The organism is Galbibacter orientalis DSM 19592 (assembly GCF_000260115.1).
GTDB lineage: Bacteria > Bacteroidota > Bacteroidia > Flavobacteriales > Flavobacteriaceae > Galbibacter > Galbibacter orientalis.
Window position 1 is genome coordinate 2,912,454 of sequence record NZ_JH651379.1, and the last position, 19,825, is coordinate 2,932,278.

Annotated in this window: 12 protein-coding genes; 5 read left to right on the plus strand and 7 right to left on the minus strand. The window is 33.1% G+C overall.

Going from position 1 to position 19,825, the window contains the following annotated elements:
• Positions 1 to 261: 261 nt before the first annotated feature.
• Positions 262 to 2,772 carry a nitrite reductase large subunit NirB gene (nirB, locus tag JOOMADRAFT_RS12820; RefSeq protein ID WP_008614030.1) on the minus strand — a complete coding sequence of 837 codons (2,511 nt, stop codon included), beginning with the start codon at positions 2,770 to 2,772 and terminating at the stop codon, positions 262 to 264.
• A 225-nt stretch (positions 2,773 to 2,997) separates the two neighbouring features.
• Entirely contained in the window at positions 2,998 to 3,573 is a 576-nt protein-coding gene (locus JOOMADRAFT_RS12825) for a porin family protein (RefSeq protein ID WP_008614031.1), read from the minus strand.
• Positions 3,574 to 3,955: 382 nt separating this feature from the next.
• On the opposite strand from JOOMADRAFT_RS12825, the gene JOOMADRAFT_RS12830 reads away from it, so the two are divergent.
• Complete coding sequence (locus tag JOOMADRAFT_RS12830; RefSeq protein ID WP_008614032.1) at positions 3,956 to 4,687, plus strand: M15 family metallopeptidase; 732 nt, start codon at positions 3,956 to 3,958, stop codon at positions 4,685 to 4,687.
• Here JOOMADRAFT_RS12830 and JOOMADRAFT_RS12835 read toward each other — a convergent pair.
• A complete protein-coding gene (locus JOOMADRAFT_RS12835) occupies positions 4,684 to 5,388 on the minus strand; it encodes a 16S rRNA (uracil(1498)-N(3))-methyltransferase (RefSeq protein ID WP_008614033.1) in 705 nt (234 codons plus the stop codon). The two genes, JOOMADRAFT_RS12830 and JOOMADRAFT_RS12835, sit on opposite strands and share 4 nt — an antisense overlap.
• 83 nt (positions 5,389 to 5,471) lie before the next feature.
• Entirely contained in the window at positions 5,472 to 6,494 is a 1,023-nt protein-coding gene (gene tsaD / locus JOOMADRAFT_RS12840; RefSeq protein ID WP_008614034.1) for a tRNA (adenosine(37)-N6)-threonylcarbamoyltransferase complex transferase subunit TsaD, read from the minus strand.
• 104 nt (positions 6,495 to 6,598) lie between these two features.
• On the opposite strand from tsaD, the gene JOOMADRAFT_RS12845 reads away from it, so the two are divergent.
• The 4 genes from JOOMADRAFT_RS12845 (at position 6,599) to JOOMADRAFT_RS12860 (ending at position 14,409) form a co-directional block, all read left to right on the plus strand.
• Positions 6,599 to 11,017: a translocation/assembly module TamB domain-containing protein gene (locus tag JOOMADRAFT_RS12845; RefSeq protein ID WP_008614035.1), complete on the plus strand. Its 4,419-nt coding sequence runs from the start codon at positions 6,599 to 6,601 to the stop codon at positions 11,015 to 11,017.
• Positions 11,018 to 11,294: 277 nt separating this feature from the next.
• Positions 11,295 to 12,281, plus strand: a complete 987-nt coding sequence (gene pfkA, locus JOOMADRAFT_RS12850; RefSeq protein WP_008614037.1) for a 6-phosphofructokinase — start codon at positions 11,295 to 11,297, stop codon at positions 12,279 to 12,281.
• A 71-nt stretch (positions 12,282 to 12,352) separates the two neighbouring features.
• The gene (gene gap, locus JOOMADRAFT_RS12855) at positions 12,353 to 13,354 is read left to right on the plus strand and encodes a type I glyceraldehyde-3-phosphate dehydrogenase (RefSeq protein ID WP_008614038.1); all 1,002 of its coding nucleotides are present in this window, start codon (positions 12,353 to 12,355) and stop codon (positions 13,352 to 13,354) included.
• Positions 13,355 to 13,551: 197 nt separating this feature from the next.
• Entirely contained in the window at positions 13,552 to 14,409 is an 858-nt protein-coding gene (locus JOOMADRAFT_RS12860; protein WP_008614039.1) for an N-acetylglucosamine kinase, read from the plus strand.
• Positions 14,410 to 14,860: 451 nt separating this feature from the next.
• On the opposite strand, the gene JOOMADRAFT_RS12865 is transcribed toward JOOMADRAFT_RS12860, so the two are convergent.
• The 3 genes from JOOMADRAFT_RS12865 to JOOMADRAFT_RS12875 form a co-directional block, all read right to left on the minus strand.
• Positions 14,861 to 16,453, minus strand: a complete 1,593-nt coding sequence (locus JOOMADRAFT_RS12865; protein WP_008614040.1) for a glycoside hydrolase family 10 protein — start codon at positions 16,451 to 16,453, stop codon at positions 14,861 to 14,863.
• Between the two features lie 112 nt (positions 16,454 to 16,565).
• Positions 16,566 to 16,946: a Rid family detoxifying hydrolase gene (locus JOOMADRAFT_RS12870; protein ID WP_008614041.1), complete on the minus strand. Its 381-nt coding sequence runs from the start codon at positions 16,944 to 16,946 to the stop codon at positions 16,566 to 16,568.
• 74 nt (positions 16,947 to 17,020) lie between these two features.
• Entirely contained in the window at positions 17,021 to 19,813 is a 2,793-nt protein-coding gene (locus tag JOOMADRAFT_RS12875; protein WP_008614042.1) for a putative LPS assembly protein LptD, read from the minus strand.
• Positions 19,814 to 19,825 lie beyond the last annotated feature (12 nt).

Sequence of the window (19,825 nt, forward strand, 5' to 3'; positions counted from 1 at the left end):
TGTCCTGAGTTTACCGAAGGACTCTGCGTCGAAATAAATTAAATTTGTTTCCTTTGACTACCTTGTGGGCTTGCCCCGAGGTAGTTGATTGTTATAAACTATTTTTCAGTTTGCAGTTGGCAGAATTCTCACAACTAACTTCCTACCAACTGATAAACTGACCACTGTAAAATTTACCTCAGTGCAAGCACTCGAGAGATAATGAGTTGGAATATTCTTTAATTTGAGCCATGCCAAAGTAAGTAAACCCTTACTATGAGATTAAATCCAAGCTTTAGGCATTTTTTGATCTCTAAGCGCTACATATTCAATGTTGTTATCTCTATCTTCTGAGTTGACAAAATGCTTAAATCTTTTCATCATTTCTGGATCTTCAATAGCTTGTTTCCATTCGCATTCGTACTTATTAACAAGGCTTTGCATTTCTTTTTCTAAATCTTCAGCAATGCCTAAAGAGTCTTCTATGATTACTTTTTTTAGGTGTTCTATACCTCCATCTAATTTTTCTAACCATGGAGCAGTGCGTGTAAGAGGTGCGGCAGTTCTTATGTAATACATTAAAAATCTATCAAGGTACTTTACGCAAGTTTCATCATCTAATTGTTCTGCTAATAGAATTGCATGTTTAGGGGTTGCACCACCATTACCACATACATATAAGTTCCATCCACCATCTACAGCAATGAGTCCAAAATCTTTTCCTCTTGCCTCTGCACACTCTCTAATGCAACCAGAAACGCCTCCTTTAAGTTTGTGAGGGGAGCGTAATCCGCGGTATCTGTTTTCAATTTCAATAGCAAAAGAAACACTTTCATGCATTCCATATCTACACCATGTAGAACCAACACAGCTCTTTACGGTTCTTAAGGATTTTCCATATGCGTGTCCGCTTTCAAACCCAGCATCTATTAATTCTTTCCAAATAAGAGGTAATTCATGGAGTTCCGCACCAAAAAGGTCAATGCGTTGTCCGCCTGTTATTTTTGTATAGAGGTCATACTTTTGAGCTACTTTTCCTAACACCATTAATTTTTCAGGTGAAATTTCTCCTCCAGCAACTCTTGGAACTATGGAGTAGGTTCCGTTCCGTTGAATATTCGCTAAAAATTTATCGTTGGAATCTTGAATGGTAACTTGCTTATTTGCAGTTTCCATATAAATGCTTGCAAATAAAGATGCTAAAGCAGGTTTGCAAGTTTCACAACCATCGCCTTTTCCAAATAAATCTAAAGCTTCGTCGTAATTCTTAACCTTATTTACTTTAATAAGATCATATAATTCTTGTCGGTTATAAGCAAAGTGCTCACACAAGGTTTCTTTTACTTCTTTTCCTAAAGATTTTAAAGTTTCGTTTACTAAATCAACAACCATTGGCTTACATCCACCGCAACCGCTAGTAGCTTTTGTTGCTTTTACAACATCAGAAAGAGAACAACAAGATTCGTCTTTTATCATCCCGCAGATACTCCCTTTAGTAACACTCTCACAAGAACAAATCTGTGCAGTGTCAGGAAAATCCATCACACTTCCTACAGAAGAACTTTCGCCTCCCCGAGCTCCTAAAATTAAGTCTTCAGGATTTTCTGGAAGTTTCATTTCATTTATATGTAACTGAAATAAAGTATTATAATCTGAAGAATCTCCTACTAGAATTCCTCCTAAGAGTTTTGAACCATCTTTAGTTACGTTAATTCGTTTGTAAATTCCTTTGTGTTTGTTTTCAAAAGAGATAACCGATACATCATCATTTTCAATAAAAGGATCTCCAAAGCTAGCAACCTCAGTTCCAATTAATTTTAGTTGAGTGGACATGTCAATAGATGAAACCATGGTAGTATCTCCACCAGTAATTTGCTCTACAGCTACATTTGCCATATCGTAACCAGGAGCTACCAATCCATAAATACCATCATTATAAAGCGCAACTTCTCCAATGGCATACACATTTTCTGCTGATGTTTGCATTTTATTATTTACCCAAATTCCACCACGTTCTCCAACTTTTATTCCAGCTTCTCTAGCTAATTCGTCTCTCGGGCGAATCCCCGCAGAGATAATTAACATATCTACTTTTAAAGAAGTATTGTCGTTAAATTGCATTGCTTCAATAGCATTTTCTCCAATAATTTCTGAGGTAGCTTTTTCCAAATGAACTTTAATATCCATTTGTTCTATTTTACTTTTTAATAGATTACTGGCAGGTAAATCTAGTTGTCTAGGCATTAACCTAGGAGCAAATTCAATAACATGAGTTTCCATGCCCAGTTCTTTGGCTGCATTTGCGGCCTCCAAACCTAATAACCCGCCACCAAGTACAGCGGCTTGTGCTTTTCCTTCTTTTTTTATTTTAGAAGCATAGGTTTTCATTGCGTCTAAGTCTTCTAACGTTCTGTATACAAAGACCCCAGATTTTTCGGAGCCTTTAATTGGAGGGATAAAAGGAGACGAACCAGTAGCTATAACTAGATAATCATATGTATAAGTTTCATTTTTATAAGTAGTTATTTCTCTTTTCTGAGTATCAATATTTGAAATTAATGAAGAAGTATGAAGTGTAATGTCGTTTTCTAAATACCAATTGGTTGGAGCAAGTAAAAGTTCATTGGCAGATTTTTCTCCAAAATACTCACTTAGATGCACTCTATCATAAGCAGGTCTTGGTTCCTCACCAAAAACTTCAATTTTAAAATCATTTCTATTGGTTTTATTTACTAGTTTTTCGCAAAACTTATAACCAACCATTCCATTTCCGATTACTATGATTTTCTTCATGACTACGTAATTTTGAATCAAATATAAGTAAAAATACTTAATTTTAAATACGTAGATTACTTAATTCATGTTTTGACTTTAATTTTTAGAGAATCATAGATTTTCGGCATTTAAAATTTTTAGATGTGTAATATAGAAGGGTTTAAATAAAAATATCCGCACTCAAATTAAAAATATAAAGAGTGCGGATATTGGTAAGTTCTAGGGGAACTTAAAATTTGGTTATTAGAACATGAATCCTAAACCAGCTGAAAATACTGAGTTGTGAATGTCTGTATCTTCTACAACTTCAGATAATCCATAAGAGTATCTGGCTTGTAAAAAGAAGCCGTTTTCAAATTTATATTCGGCACCACCGGTTAACTGAAAATCGATATCATTAATTTGGTCGGTATCAAAATCTCCAGCATCTTCCGTTGGTTGAAAATCTAATTCTTCATTCACTTTAAAACCTACTTGTGGACCTGCATGTAAGTTAAATCCTTCAGCTAAATATACTTTTGCCAAAAGTGGAACTTGAATATAATCTACTTGGAATTCTGCATCGATATCATCCAAATCAAATCCTTGACCTGAATAGAAAACCTCTGGCTGAACAGAAAAACGCTCACTTAATGGCGCTTCAGCAACTAAACCAGCATAAAAACTGGTTCTGTTATCTGGACTGTCAATATCATCTCCAGCTACACTAGAAAAGTTTAAACCCCCGCGGGCACCTAATTGGACCTCATCAGACCAAGATTGTGCGCTTGCTATGGTTCCTACTAATAAAGTTGCTATTACTAAAATGTGTTTTTTCATGATTAAATAGTTTTAATTATTAATTAAAAATTGGTTTGCTGGTTCAAATGTAGGATGCTTATTTAAACGAAATTGTTAACCACTTTATAAGTGTTTTATAAGAAAAGCTTAAAACTATCAACGATTATTTACTATTAAAGTGTGTATGTATTTCAACGGATTTAGCTATCCGTTTATCTATAGAGTCTTACAAAATTTTAGTTAAATATTATTTTCTATTGTATGAGTTTTAAGTTTTGTGAAAACTTTAATGTTTAGCTTTTTTATACCTTTACTCACAAATTGGAATTGTACCTTTTTGAGGGGTATAACGGTAAATTATTTAGAGAAGCTAAAAAATAACCATATTTATTCCCTAATACTTACAAATAAACAGTAACAGATGAAAAAAATATTAGTTGTAGTAATGTTTATAGGTTTATTATCCTGCAAACAAAAGTCAAAAACTCCTCAAGTTTCTAATGAGAATGCGTCTGAAGTTGGAGTAGAAGTAGCTGAAGACACAATAGTAGAAGAAGAAGCTACTACAATACCCGAAAAAAATATAACTCCTCTGGCATCTATTTCTGATACTACTTTTGTAAGATTAGCAGATTATAGTGATGATTTTGTCTATGAAATGAAGTATGCTACAGAAGACAATTTTTTAAAAGCACAAGTTTACGATTGTGGAGAATGTTATGTTCGGGCTGTAACCGCTAGAGGGCTGCTAAAAGCAAATCAGGCTTTTATGGAAAAAGGGTATCGGATTAAGTTTTTTGATTGCTACCGTCCGCATGATGTGCAGAAGAAAATGTGGAAAATTGTTCCAAATGCTACTTATGTTGCCAATCCGGCAAAAGGCTCTATACATAATAAGGGAGGCGCTGTAGATATTACGTTGACTACTTTAGAGGGCAAAGAACTGGAGATGGGAACTCCATTTGATTTCTTTGGAAGAAAGGCAAGACATGCGTATACCGATTTGCCAAAAGAAGTGTTAGATAACCGAAAATTATTAAAAACTACAATGGAATCTTTCGGTTTTGGCGCTATAACTTCAGAGTGGTGGCATTATAATTATAAGCCTACTTTAAACTATAAAGTAGCTAATTTTACTTGGGATTGTAATTAAGAATTTATCAAGGAAACTATGTGGCAGGCTACAATAGCAGCGGTTTCTGTACGTAAACGATTGTCGCTTAAACTTACAGGAGTAAATCCATGATCTACTGCTGTTTTTATTTCATTTAAAGAAAAATCGCCTTCTGGCCCAATAAGAATTAAAACCTTATTGTCTGCCATAATTTTTCGTTTTAAATCGTATTTCTCTTGCTCTTCGCAATGTGCAATAAATAATTGACCCTCTCTTTTTTCATCTAAAAAAGAAGTAAAATTTATGGCATCGTTTAGTTTTGGTAAGTAGCAATTTAAAGATTGCTTCATAGCTGCTTGTAGGATTTTTTCGTAGCGTTCTATTTTTATAGTTTTTCGCTCGGAATGGTCGCAAATTATAGGCGTAATTTCATCAATACCAATTTCTGTAGCTTTCTCCAAAAACCATTCAAAGCGGTCGTTCATTTTTGTTGGAGCCACCGCCATATGTAAATAGTAATTCTTTTTATATTTTAAATTGGCGTCCTTAATAGTTACAACGCAATTTTTTATGTCAGCATTAATTATTTCAGCATCAAAAAGCCATCCTTTACCATTGGTAATATATAAGGTATCTCCTTCTTTTTTACGGAGCACTTTACTAATATGCCTACTTTCTTCTTTGTCGAAAGTAAATTGTTGTGCGTTGCTTTCTAATTCTGGTGCGTAAAAAAGTTGCATAGAGATGTGAGTTAATATGTTGAAAGTTGAAAGTTTAAAAGTTAAGACGTTGAAAGTTGAAAAGTTAGTTTATCAAATCAAGATTAGAGCGCAAATCTAGCTTTTGCTGTAATTGTTTGATTTGTAAAATCTTGGTTTAAAAATTTATAATATCCAACAATTCCAATCATTCCAGCATTGTCTGTTGTGTATTCAAATTTAGGAACAAAAGTTTTCCAACCAAAACGTTGTTCTCCTTCTTTTAAAGCTTTTCTAATTCCAGAGTTTGCAGAAACGCCACCGCCAATGGCTATTTGTTTGATTCCTGTTTGCTTGGAGGCTTTTTTCAGTTTATCAATTAAAATTCCAATTATTGTATATTGAATGGAAGCACATATATCGTACAAATTTTCTTCAATAAAATTAGGATTTTCCTTTACCTCTTTCTGAATAAAATAAAGAACCGCTGTTTTAAAGCCGCTAAAACTAAAGTTTAATTCGCCAACTTTAGGTTTAGGAAATGGAAATGCTTTTGGGTTACCTAATTGGGCATATTTATCAATTAAAGGACCACCTGGATAGGGGAGTCCTAATATTTTAGCCGATTTGTCAAAAGCTTCTCCAACAGCATCATCTATAGTTTCCCCAATAACTTCCATTTCAAAGTGGTTATAAACTTTAACAATTTGGGTATGTCCGCCGCTAATAGTCATTGCTAAAAAAGGAAAACTAGGTTTTGGAGTATCAGGCTCGTCAATAAAATGTGCTAAAATATGCGCTTGCATATGGTTAACCTCTATGAGAGGAATGTTTAAACCTAGCGCCAAGGACTTAGCAAAGGAAGTTCCTACAAGCAAAGATCCCATTAATCCAGGGCCACGCGTAAAAGCTATTGCAGCTAACTGTTTTTTATCGATATTTGCCTTGCTTAATGCTTGATGAACCACCGGAACAATATTTTGTTGATGTGCCCTTGAGGCAAGCTCTGGAACCACGCCGCCATATTCTTCGTGAATTTTTTGGTTGGCAACAACATTGCTCAACACTTTATCGTTGTGTAATACAGCTGCCGAAGTATCATCGCAAGAAGATTCTATCGCTAGTATGTAAACATCTTGAGTATTCATGCTATCTTTGAAACTGGAAATTAATAAGCAAAGGTAAAACATTAAAATCTATCAAAAAACTAAGGAAAATATTATTTAGGGTACTACTTGTTTTAATACTAATAGTGGTATTGACTAGTATTTTTCTGTCGTTACCTTTTGTCCAAACTTCTATTGCTAAAAGGGCTACCAATTATTTAAATGAAACTTTTAATACCCGTATTTATATTGATGGCGTTCAGTTTATGCCATTTTTTGGAGATGTAAATATTAAAGGGGTTTATATTGAAGATTATAAAAAGGATACCTTAGTTTATATAAATAAATTAAATACCTCAATCCTTAGTTTACGCCATGTGGTTAAAGGCGATCTAGAATTTGGCGATATCCGAGCTGATGAATTATTATTGAATTTAAAAATTCATAAAGGAGAAGATAATACCAATTTAAACGTTTTTGTAGATAAGTTGGATAGTGGAGAAGGAGACCCTAATAATCCTTTTTTGATGACCTCGTCTCATATTTCTGTTAATAAAAGTGAGTTTAGGTTGGTGGACGAAAATAAAGAAAATCCGCTTATTGTTGGCCTAGAAAACCTTCATATAGAAGCCGATTCTTTTCAAATTTTAGGACCTAAAGTTACGGTTGGTGTAGACCAGTTAGATTTTACTACAAAAAAGGGAGTGGTTGTAAATCGTTTGCAGACAGATTTTTCTTATACTAAAACAGCAATGAGATTGGATAGTTTATCTATAGAAACTCCAGAATCTTATATTAAAGGAAATGTTGTTTTTGATTATAAAATTGAAGATTTTAAAGATTTTTTAAATGAAGTAAATCTTACAGGGAACTTTGAAGAATCTACTGTAGCTTTGGATGAGATTAATCTTTATTTTGATGAATTTGGAAGCGGAAAAAAGGTAGAATTATCAACAGATTTTGAAGGGGTTTTGAATAAGTTAGCCATGAATAATTTAAAGATGACTTCTGGAAACACCTTGATTGATGGCGACTTTGTATTTAATAATTTATTCGAAAAAGCAAAGCCTTTTAGTATAGATGCTCATATTAATAATGTTTCTTCAAATTATTATCAGCTTACCAATTTATTACCTGGAATTCTCGGTAAAACCTTACCTTCTTCTTTTAGTAAATTTGGTCAACTTTCCGTTTTTGGAAGTATGAGAATTACAGAGCAATCGGTTTATGCAAAAGTAAATTTGATTTCAGATATAGGAAAAGGGTATTCCGATTTAACACTTACAAATATTGACAATATAGACAATGCATCTTATAAGGGATTACTGTCTTTACAAGATTTTGATATGGGAATTTTCCTAGAAGATGAATCGTTGGGGTTAACCAATTTAGATGTAAATGTAGACGGACAAGGATTCAAACAAGAATCGCTTAATACCGAAATAATAGGAGAAATCTTCAGTGTAAATTATAACGGATACGAATATAAAAACCTTAAAGTTTCTGGGATTTTAAAAGATCAATTGTTTGATGGTTCTGTTACCTCAAAGGATCAAAACTTTGATGTTGCTTTTAAAGGTTTGGCAGACCTCTCTGGAACTACCAACGAATTTAAATTTGTGGCTTCTGTAAATAATATTGATTTAAACCGATTAAATTTTGTCTCTAGAGATAGTATTTCGGTTTTTAAAGGAAATATTGTGGCAGATATGTCTGGAAATAGCTTGTATGATCTTGCAGGAGAAATAAGTTTTTATAAAACAAATTATACCAACCAAAATGATAGTTATTATTTTGATGATTTTACGGTTACCTCCGAGTTTAAAGAAGAAGAACGGATTATAACTGTAAATTCTCCAGATATTATAACGGGCTCGTTAAAAGGTAAATATAGAGTTAGGGAGTTGGGGAATTTAGTAAAGAATTCTATTGGAAGTATTTATACCAATTATAAGCCAGAACCCGTAGCCGAAGGGCAGTATGTAGATTTTAATTTTAAAATTTATAACAAAATTATAGAAGTATTTTTCCCAAAAATTGAGTTTGGAAGTAATACATTTATAAAAGGAAGTATTGTTGCAGATGAAGGCGACTTTAAACTAAATTTTAATTCTCCTAAAATTAATGCCAACGGAAATATATTTGATAATATTCAAATTCAAATAGATAATAAAAATCCGCTGTATAATACCTATGTAGAAGTTCAAAATATCGAATCTAATATTTATGATGTTACCGATTTTTCTTTAATAAATACCAAAATTAACGACACGCTATTTTTTAGAACTGAGTTTAAAGGAGGGAAAGAATTTAATGATATTTACAATCTTAATTTTTATCATACCTTTAATAATAAACAGGAGTCAGTAATTGGTTTGAAACGCTCTCAGCTAGGGTTTAAAGGACGAGATTGGATTATAAATGAAGATAACGATACAGATAATAAAGTAAGTTTTAGTAAGACATTAGATACCATAAATATAAGTAGGGTAGTGATGAATTACCAAGACGAGCAAATTAGTTTGGAGGGGACTCTAAGAGATAGTACTTATAAAGATATCGACCTTCAGTTTGATAAGGTTACCTTGGATAAAATAATGCCAGAAGTAGATAGTTTAAAACTAGATGGAATTGTAGATGGTTACTTAAATATTCTTCAGCGTAATAGTAATTATACACCTTCATCTAATGTTAAAATTTCTGACTTTAAAGTAAACGATTTACCGTTAGGGAACTTATTTCTCTCCATTCTTGGGAACGATAATTTGAGTCAGTTTGCAGTAAATGCCAAAATTGTAAATCAGGATAGAGAGTCGTTAAATATTTTAGGAGACATTATTTCTACTGAAAAAAGTACACAACTAGATTTAAGTGGACGGTTGGAAAGTTTAAACCTTAAAGCGTTAAGTCCGCTTGGAGGAGATGTAATTTCTAATATGCGTGGATTAGCTTCTGGAGATTTTAAACTCACTGGCGCCATAGAAAATCCAGAAATGAATGGTGCCCTACAAATAACCGATGGCGGATTAAAAATTCCTTATCTAAATGTAGATCTTGATTTTGAAAAGATAGCCGATGTAAATTTAGAAGGACGCTCATTTAAATTTGGTGATATTGGAATTATAGACACCCAGTACAAAACACAAGCTAAACTAAATGGATCTATAACATACGATCATTTTAAAGACTGGTATCTCGATCTTTATTTGGATACTGAAGACGAACGCTTTTTGGTGCTAAATACAAAAATGCAAGAAGAATCCTTATATTATGGAACAGGATTTATAAGTGGGAAGGCTCAAATTTATGGGCTTACCAATAAAATGATAAATATTGATGTAAATGCAAGAACAGAAAAAGGAACAACTTTTGTAATTCCTGTTAGTGATATTACTGAAATAGGAGATACTTCAATTATTAATTTTATTGATAAAAATGAATCAAAAGAAGAAGCAGAACGTCAAAAACTTGCAGAAGTAAAAGGTGTAGAAATGCAGTTTGATTTAGATGTAACTCCAGATGCCGAGGTAGAAATAATTATAGATCCCAAAACCCGAAGCACTTTAAAAGGTACAGGCGCAGGAAACTTACTTATAGAGATTAATACCAATGGAAAGTTTAGAATGTATGGAGATTTTATTACCTATACAGGAGAATATCTATTTAAATATGGAGGTTTTATAAACAAACGTTTTGTAGTACAACCAGGAGGAACTATCAATTGGGAAGGAGATCCACTAGATGATGTAGATATGAATATTGCTGCCAAATATTCGCTTTACGCAAATCCTGCTGTTCTTTTGGAGAACAGTTTGCTTACTCGTAAATTAGAAACCGATGTTATTATAAAATTACAAGGACAATTAATGCAGCCTTCTTTGGATTACGAAATTAATTTTCCGTCGGCTAATGCTGTTATAAATGCAGAATTACAATACCGTTTAGACGATAACTCTAAAAGAGAGCTCCAAGCTTTTTCATTACTATCTCAAGGGGTATTTTTAAATGAATTAAGTATTAATCAAACCGCTGTAACCGGAAACTTAGTGCAAACTGCTTCGAGTTTATTTAACCAAGTACTAAATTCTGGAGATGGTAAATTTGATGTTGGAGTATCTTATGACATTGGAGAAAAGAATCCAGAATTGGATTTTGTTTCTGAAGACCGATTAGGAGTTACCGTTTCCACACAAATTAGTGAACGGATTTTAATTAATGGTAAAATTGGAGTTCCTGTGGGAGGGGTTACAGAAACAGTTGTTGCGGGAGATGTGGAAGTGCAAATACTTTTAAATGAAGAAGGAAGTTTAATTGCACGAATATTTAACCGCGAGGATCAAATTCAGCAATTCTTTGCACAGCAGCAAGGGTATACACAAGGGTTTGGGATTTCTTACCAAGTAGAGTTTGATACTTTTAGACAACTTTTAAGGAAGATTTTTGAAGCCAATCCTGATAAAGAAAATCAGCCTAAAAAAGAAGCTAAAAAAGAAGAAGAGGAAGAGGAAAGTATGGGGAATGGATTGGTGAATTTCAAGATAAAAAAACGTAAGGAGTCTTCTTGATTTTCGTCTAAAATGTAAAATGCGATTTCCTTAATTTGTAAGATTTGATTTTTATAAATTTCTACTTTCTTATTAATAGTCCCAAAATTTAACATTTTACCTTTCTAAAAGGTACTTTTTTAATCAAATCGGAAATCAGCATATAAAAAAAAATAACGCATTTGTTAAGAATTTATCAACGAAAACGATTGAAACTTTCAATATTGTATTTTTAATCAAAACAATATGAGAAAATTGAAATTTCTTTGGTAGTTTTACGATCCAAATATTAAAATTAATGTCTACGAGTATTAAAAAAATAGGAGTTTTAACCTCTGGAGGAGATGCTCCAGGAATGAATGCTGCACTTCGTTCGGTTGTTAGGACTTGTGCATATCATAATATAGAGTGTGTTGGTATCTATAGAGGATATCAAGGACTTATTGAAGGAGATTTAGAAGTATTAGATGCTAGAAGTGTAAGAAATATTATTAACCGAGGAGGGACAATTCTAAAATCGGCTAGATCTAAAGAGTTTAGAACAAAAGAAGGAAGAGCAAAAGCACACCAACAATTATTAGATAACCAAATAGATGCATTGGTATTAATTGGTGGAGATGGTACTTTTACAGGAGGGATGATTTTTAATGAAGAATATGGATACCCTGTAATTGGAATTCCTGGTACTATAGATAACGATATTGACGGAACCACTTTTACTTTAGGTTATGATACTGCTTTAAATACTGTGGTAGATGCTATTGATAGAATTAGAGATACAGCAAGTTCTCACGACCGTTTATTTTTTATTGAAGTAATGGGGAGAGATTGCGGGCAATTAGCTTTAAATTCTGGAGTTGGAGCAGGAGCAGAGGAAATCCTTATTCCTGAAGCTAACTTAGGATTGGATCGTTTATTACACTCTCTAGAAAGAAGTAGAAAAAGTGGAAAAACATCAAGTATCGTTGTAGTTGCTGAAGGAGATAAGTCTGGTAAAAATGTTTTCGAACTTGCAGAATATGTAGAAGAAAACCTACCAAACTACGATATTAGAGTGTCTGTATTAGGGCATATGCAGCGTGGAGGATCTCCTTCATGTTTTGACAGAGTATTAGCTAGTAGAATGGGAGTTCGTGCAGTAGAATCGCTTATGGAAGGTAAATCTAATCTAATGGTTGGAATTATTAAAGATGAAATAGTTCTTACTCCAATTGAGCAAGCTATTAAAGGAAAAACAACTATTGATTCCGAGCTCATGAGAGTTTGTGAAATCATGTCAACATAAATAACAAACCAAAATAGTAAATGTCACATTGTGACAAAATGATAATTAATAATTTAAAAATTTAGAATAACATGTCAACAGTTAAGATTGGGATAAACGGATTTGGACGTATTGGAAGATTGGTTTTTAGAGCCACAGTAAAAAGACCAAACGTAGAAATTGTAGGAATAAATGATTTATTAGATGTAGAACATTTAGCATATTTATTAGAGTATGATTCTGTACACGGAAGATTTGATGGAAAAATCGAAGTGAAAGATGGAAACCTAGTAGTTGATGGGAAAACAATCAGAATTACTGCTGAAAGAGATCCTAAAAACCTAAAATGGGATGCTGTAGGAGCAGATATCGTTGCTGAATGTACAGGTATTTTTACTACTTTAGAGACTGCTCAATACCACTTAGATGCAGGAGCTAAGAAAGTAGTTATTTCTGCACCTTCTAAAGATGCACCTATGTTTGTTATGGGAGTTAACCATAAAGATGTTAAAGCATCAGATAGAATTGTTTCTAATGCATCTTGTACTACAAACTGTTTAGCGCCAATTACAAAAGTATTACACGATAACTTTGGAATTGAAGAAGGATTAATGACAACAGTTCACGCAACTACTGCAACTCAGTTAACAGTAGATGGTCCATCTAGAAAAGATTATAGAGGTGGTCGTAGTGCTTTATTAAACATTATTCCAGCTTCTACTGGAGCTGCTAAAGCGGTAGCAAAAGTAATTCCAGCAATGGAAGGAAAACTTACAGGAATGGCATTTAGAGTTCCTACTGCCGATGTTTCTGTAGTGGATCTTACTGTAAAATTAGCAAAAGATACTTCTTACGAAGAAATCAAAAAAGTAATGAAATCTGCTTCTGAAAACGAATTAAAAGGAATTTTAGGATATACAGATGAACTAGTAGTTTCTCAAGATTTTGTGGGAGAAACTTGTACTAGTATTTTTGATGCTGATGCTGGAATTGAATTAAACTCTAAGTTCTTTAAAGTAGTTTCTTGGTATGATAATGAAACTGGATACTCAAATAAACTAGTTGATTTAGCAGAATATATCACTGCATTATAATTTAAAATAGGATCTAAAAAGTAATCTGAAAAGATTATAATTTTTATTAAGATCTGCTTACGCTTACTAAACTAACTCAAAAGCTAACTATTTGACAGGTTTAAGCCTTATTAATTTAAGGCTTTCTTCTGTTGAATTCTGGGTAACTCCAAGCAGACTTAATAGTTTTCAGAAAACTATTAACTTAAACTTAAAGTATGATTTTAATTGTAGATAGTGGTGCAACAAAATCTGATTGGATCGCATTAGATGAAGATGGTAACAAGTTATTTGTAACTAAAACATTGGGCTTAAGTCCAGAAGTTTTAACAAGCGAAATTATTAATGAACGTTTGGCTAATAACTTTGAACTATACAAACATCGAAAAGAAGTAACTCAACTCTATTTTTATGGGGCTGGTTGTGGAACTGAGAGAATGCGAAAATTTTTAAAAGGAATCTTCGCAGATTACTTTCCTAATGCAAAAACTTCAGTAAAGGAAGATACTTATGCAGCTATCTACGCTACTGTGGAGCCAGATCAACACGCTATCGTTTGTATTTTGGGTACAGGTTCTAATTGTAGTTATTGGGATGGAAAAGAGCTTTTTCAGAAGGTAACTTCATTAGGTTATATTTTAATGGACGATTGTAGTGGTAATTACTTCGGAAGACAATTAATAAGAGATTATTACTATCATAAAATTCCTGAGAAATTAGCTGTTAAATTTGCAAGTGAATACGATCTTGAAGAGGATAGTGTTAAAAATCATTTGTATAAACAGCCAAATCCAAATACTTATTTAGCAACATTTGCTCGCTTTGTAATCCAAAATAAAGATGAAGAATATTGTCAGTCTTTAATTAAAAAAGGAATGCAATTGTTTATTAGTAATTCAATTACTCAATTTGAGCAAGCAAAAGAAGTTCCAATTCATTTTATAGGAAGTATTGCTTATTATTTACAAGACGAATTAAAGCAGACACTCTCTGAAAATGGATTGTCTATCGGAAAGGTTTTAAGGAGGCCGATTGATGGATTGGTAGATTATCATAAATCTGTTTTATTCGATTAAAAAGAATAAAAACCAACTATAAATTAAAGGTTGTTTCTTGTAAAGAAGCAACCTTTTTTATTGTTCTTAGATATGTTTTTATTAATGTCCGATTAAAAATACAAGACCGCTTCGCTGTAAGAAAAAAGAACAAAGACTAAATCTTAACTATTATAAAATGAGTAGTTTAAAGAAGTTACATTGTTAAAATTTTCTTTTTATTAACAGCAAGGGGGCTATTTTAAAAATCTCTATTAACCCTTGATATAAGTGGAGTCCAATAAATTTCGTTAATCTTTATCGGACAACAATAATATGTTTTATAAGTTTAAGCTGCAGATTCACAGATTTATTTTTCTTCTCTTATTAAGGTTATGGGTAAGGAAGAAGCAAAAAAATATTTGTGAATTCGTGGCAGAAAAACTTTGTAGCCTATGTATAGGAGATTTTTTAAATAAAAATGTTTATTAACTTATGGAAGTTTTTCTTCAGTAAACAAACTCTGGTTTTCATTAGTATCCACAGCGGTAACTCCTGTTTTATTTAAGGTATTATTTTGATTATCTATAAAAGGCAGGGTATAAGAAGTAGTTTCTGAATTTAAAATAATATGATTCCAATTTTGGTTGGAATATTGGTAATAAAGCACATATTTAGAAACATCATTTTTGTTAGGATGATCCCATATAATAGCTACTTTATTTTCTTTTACAACTGCATTTACAATAGGCTTTGCTGGAGGGGTATTATCTAGCCACGGACTAGGAGGAACAAGAGTTTTTTTTGCATAAGAGTGTGTTAAAATACCTACAGCTAAGGAATCGTACTTTAAAAGCGGACCAATACTCCAATGGATGGAGCCTTTGCTTTTAGGAAGAATATTTCGAGTGATGTTGATTTGATTATCAATTTCATTAACATTTTCTAAATCTCCCCCATAATCTACTTTAATTCCAGGCCATAAATGTCTGTTTTTACTATTTTCTTCTTGCCACCAAGTTAATAGCTCAGGGAAGCGTTGCCCTTCTTTATTTATTTTCCAATACAATTGAGGCGAAAAATAATCAATCCATCCTTTATTGAGCCATAATTTAGCGTCGGCGTATAATTTGTTGTATTGGTCAAAGCCAACAACAGAAGCTGGATATCCAGGACGCCAAATTCCAAACGGACTAATACCAAATTTTACATAAGGCTTTTCTTCTTTAATGGCTTGGTAAACCATTTTGATAAAACTGTTTACATTTTCTCGTCTCCAATCGTTTCTAGTTAGTTTTCCTCCAGAATTTAAGTACTGATTCCAACTCTTGTCATCTGGAAAATCTTTGCCATTATTATAAGATTCGTATGGGTAAAAATAGTCGTCAAAATGAATTCCGTCAATGTCGTATCTGCTAACAATGTCTTTTACAACTTTAAGCGAATGTTCTTTAGTTTTATCTAAAGCAGGATCCATCCACCACATCCCATTTTCTAACTTGACAACAAGTTCTGGATGTGTTTTTATGATAGATTGTTCCGATATTTCTTTTCCTTGAGAATGATGCGCTCTGTAGGGATTTAACCATACATGAAGTTCAATTCCTCTTTTATGAGCTTCATCAATCCAAAATAATAAAGGATCGTAGTATGGAGAAGGCGCTAATCCTTGCTTTCCAGTAAGGTAATAGGACCAAGGCTCTATTTCACTTTTGTAAAGAGCATCTGCTTGCGGTCTTACTTGAAAAATAGCCGCATTGTAATGATGAGATTCTAAGAAATCTAAGAGTTCAAGAGCTTCTTTTTGCTGTTCTTCCGAAGAGAGTCCTGGTTTGCTAGGCCAATTAATATTAGCAACAGTAGCAATCCAAGCGGCTCTAAACTCTTCTATATTATAAGGAGTTTTAGGATTCCATTTTAAAGTTGAAGCTTCATCATTAGAAATATCAATCCCCTCAGGATTATTTACGTACGTACTACTGCTAGTGTTAATAGTATTGTTAACAACAGGAGTGTAAGTAGTCTTACATGCAGAAGTCAGTACTAAAATAAATACACTGAAACCTATTTTTAGAAACGACTTCATAAATTATAGAATTGAAGAACAAAAAATAATGGCAAACTTCGATCCTCTTTTATTCGAAAACCGAGATTTAGATGTTTTTGACGCTTGCAAAACGCGCTAGTAAAACACTTTGTTATTTTACTGCAATCATTGAGATTTCAACGTTTACATTTTTAGGGAGTGTTTTTACAGCAACAGTTTCTCTGGCAGGTGCAGTAGCTTCATCAAAATAAGCACCGTATATTTTGTTAATTGTAGTAAAATCATTCATATCATTTAAAAAAATAGAACTTTTTACTACATTTTCAAATGTCATATCAGCAGCGTTTAAAACAGCCTCTAGGTTTTTCATTACTAATTTTGCTTCGTCTTCAACCCCGCTTGTAATAAGTTCGTTAGTTTCTGGGTTAATTGCAATTTGTCCAGAAATATATAGCGTGTTATTGGCAAAAACTGCTTGATTGTATGGTCCTAGTGGTGCAGGTGCTTTATCGGTGTTTATTATTTTTTTCATAATTATTTATTGAATTATTGGTTGAATAAGTTTTATGTTTTTATTCGATAATTGAGTTTTTCTCGAAATATAATTTACAGATTCTTATCTGGTTCACTTCTTTTTTCCCACTTAAGATCGCTTAACATAGACGATTTAATTCCGATAAAGAAGAACCAAGAAGCTCTAGAGCTAAAAGGAACCCAGTTAAAGTTAAGTCTAAAACTTTTTAAATCTCTAGAAAATCTTAACTGTGTATATGTAAATCCTTTTTGTTTAAAGTCGTATCCCGATGAAACTCCTACTTTCCATTGCGGTGTTAGATCTACATTTCCAGAAAACATAAGAGAATTATTACTTATTTCGTTTTGCCTATTGCTATTGGAGTAGGTTAAGGAATAAGCAAGCCTCAAATCCCATGGGAGTTTGGCGGCATACGCTTCTGTGGGTAAATCTTCCTTGTCTTCCTCCTCTTCGTCGTTGGCAAAAGTTCTATCATCACTAAAGTCTTGCGCTCTACCAAATAAGTCGTCTTCCCGACCTCCACTTTGTGTATTATCTACTTGCTCTTTATCTTCTCCTCCAGAAAATGTTTTACTATTAATGGAGTAACTTACGTTTACATTAGCGTTGGTCATTCTAAACAAACTACCGCCGTTTTCGTAGTTAAAAACATCAATTCTAGTTCCATTATTATCAATAGCATAAGGATCTAATGTGGCGCCAAAGTTTACATTCATTTTATTCTGAAAAAACTGCGTTCCACCACTAACTCTCACGGGGCTCCATGGTAGGGAATCGGCTACAATATTATATGCGGTACTAAAGTTTAAGTTATTTAGAAGCATCACTTTTTTGGGCTCCGTAGCCATAGTGTCTTTGTCTCGAACCTTAGCTTCTACCACATTACTTAATGAGAAGCCAATATTATTGGAATTGCTTAAACTAGGAGTTCCATATATACCATTTTCAAATCGGGTGTATTCGCGTTCTACACCATCCTCTCCAACATATTCATCGTAATATTGGTCGAATGATGGCGTGTATCCATAACTTACCGATGGTCTAACAGTATGTCGGATAGCTTGGATTTTTTTATCCTCTCCAAAGTTAAAAGTTCCGTATAATGTTGTACCTATACTTGCATTAAAGTTGTAGGTTCCAAACCTATCAAAATTATTTAAAGTGTCTATGGTAGCTTCGTCTAATAACTCGTTATAATCGTTTCTCTTAATGGTTTTAAGTTGCCATACTTCATTATAATTTGCACCAACAGACGTACTAAAAAACTTAAATATTTTAAAGTTTGTACTAAGTGGAATGGTGTGTTGGAAACCAACTTTAGCATCATCAAACATTTCACTTTTAAACAAAAGAGTATCTATAGTGCTAATTCTATTTTCTGCTCTAAAGTTATACTGAAAGTTTATATTCTGAATAATACCTCTTTTTCCACCATCTCTACTGGCAAACGGATAAATACGCTCCATACTAGCTTGAAGGGTTGGTAAGGTAAGGTTAACCGATTGATCTCTTGTGTTTTGTTGGATAGAGGTGGTAGCATTTAAATTTACCATCGGGTAGCCTGGGAATGTTTTATTGTAGGAAATCGATGATTGTAAAGTGTTATTTAAGAAATTAGGGGTGTTTAATTGATTAAAAGAATCTTGGTAATATTGGCTACTACCAAAGTTAACAGATGCCGAAAGTCTAGAATTTGGATTTGCCTTTGCATCCTGACTATGGTTCCATTGAATATTGTAAATAGTACTTCTACTATAATCTGGAAATCCACGCTGACTCTCAATATTGTTTTCGTATCTAAACCTTAAAGCACCTCTAAACTTGTACCGTTTGGCATAGTTTGTTTCGGTTCTAAAACCATAACTTCCGTTGGTGTAATAATCTCCAAGCAACGCTAGGTCAAAATAATCGCTTATGGCAAAATAATACCCTCCATTTTGTAAAGAGTACCCACGTCTGTTTGTTTGTCCAGGGGTTGGCATTATAATTCCAGAATTTCTTCGCTCTTGAGACATAGGGAAATATGCAAACGGAACTGCAATTGGGGTTGGAACATCTGCAATATACATATTACTAAACCCTGCTATAATTTTTTTGTTAGGAACAAACTTACCTTTACGAACTCGAATGTAATAATCGGGATTTTCGGCATCTTCAGAAGTTGTTATTTTTCCTTCTTTTAAAAAGTATACAGAATCGTTTTCCTTTTTAACAATTTCGGCAAATACATTCATAGATTCCCCCATAGATTGTTCGGTTCTTGAATTAAAGATAAGTGCCTTTTTGGTGTCAAAATTAAACCGAATAGAATCGGGTTCAATAACACTATTTCCTTGTTTAAAATAAGGAGGTTGGGTAAGGTTGCCTGCGGAATCTTTTATTCTTCCAGCATAAACTTCATTGGTAACATAGTCAATTACTATAATTCCAGATTTAAGCTCATAATCTTGATAGAGTACTTCGGCTTCATTATAAAGGTAGATTTTCTTCTCCTTCCGACTCATTTTCATGTAGTCTTTAGCTTTATAATTAATTTTTCCTTGAAGAAAACCTTGTTTTGTACTGTCTTTTGGTATGGAATCTGTTTGTGTAGTATCTATAACAGCAGTATCGATTAATAACTCGGGAGCATTAATCTTTATAGTATCTTGAGCTTCTTTTTGAGCTTCAATATTGAGGGCTTGAACCTTAGGTCTTTCTTGGGCATAAAAAATGCCACTGATAAACAGAGAGAACAGCGCTAAAAGTATGTTACGTTTCTTTGCTCGCAAAGCTTTTAATCCTATTTTTGTATAAAGAATGGCTCGGTTTTTGACGTGCCAAACATACGTATATTTTTTGGTCTGTTTGTTATAGATTAACAAATTTTAATCAAA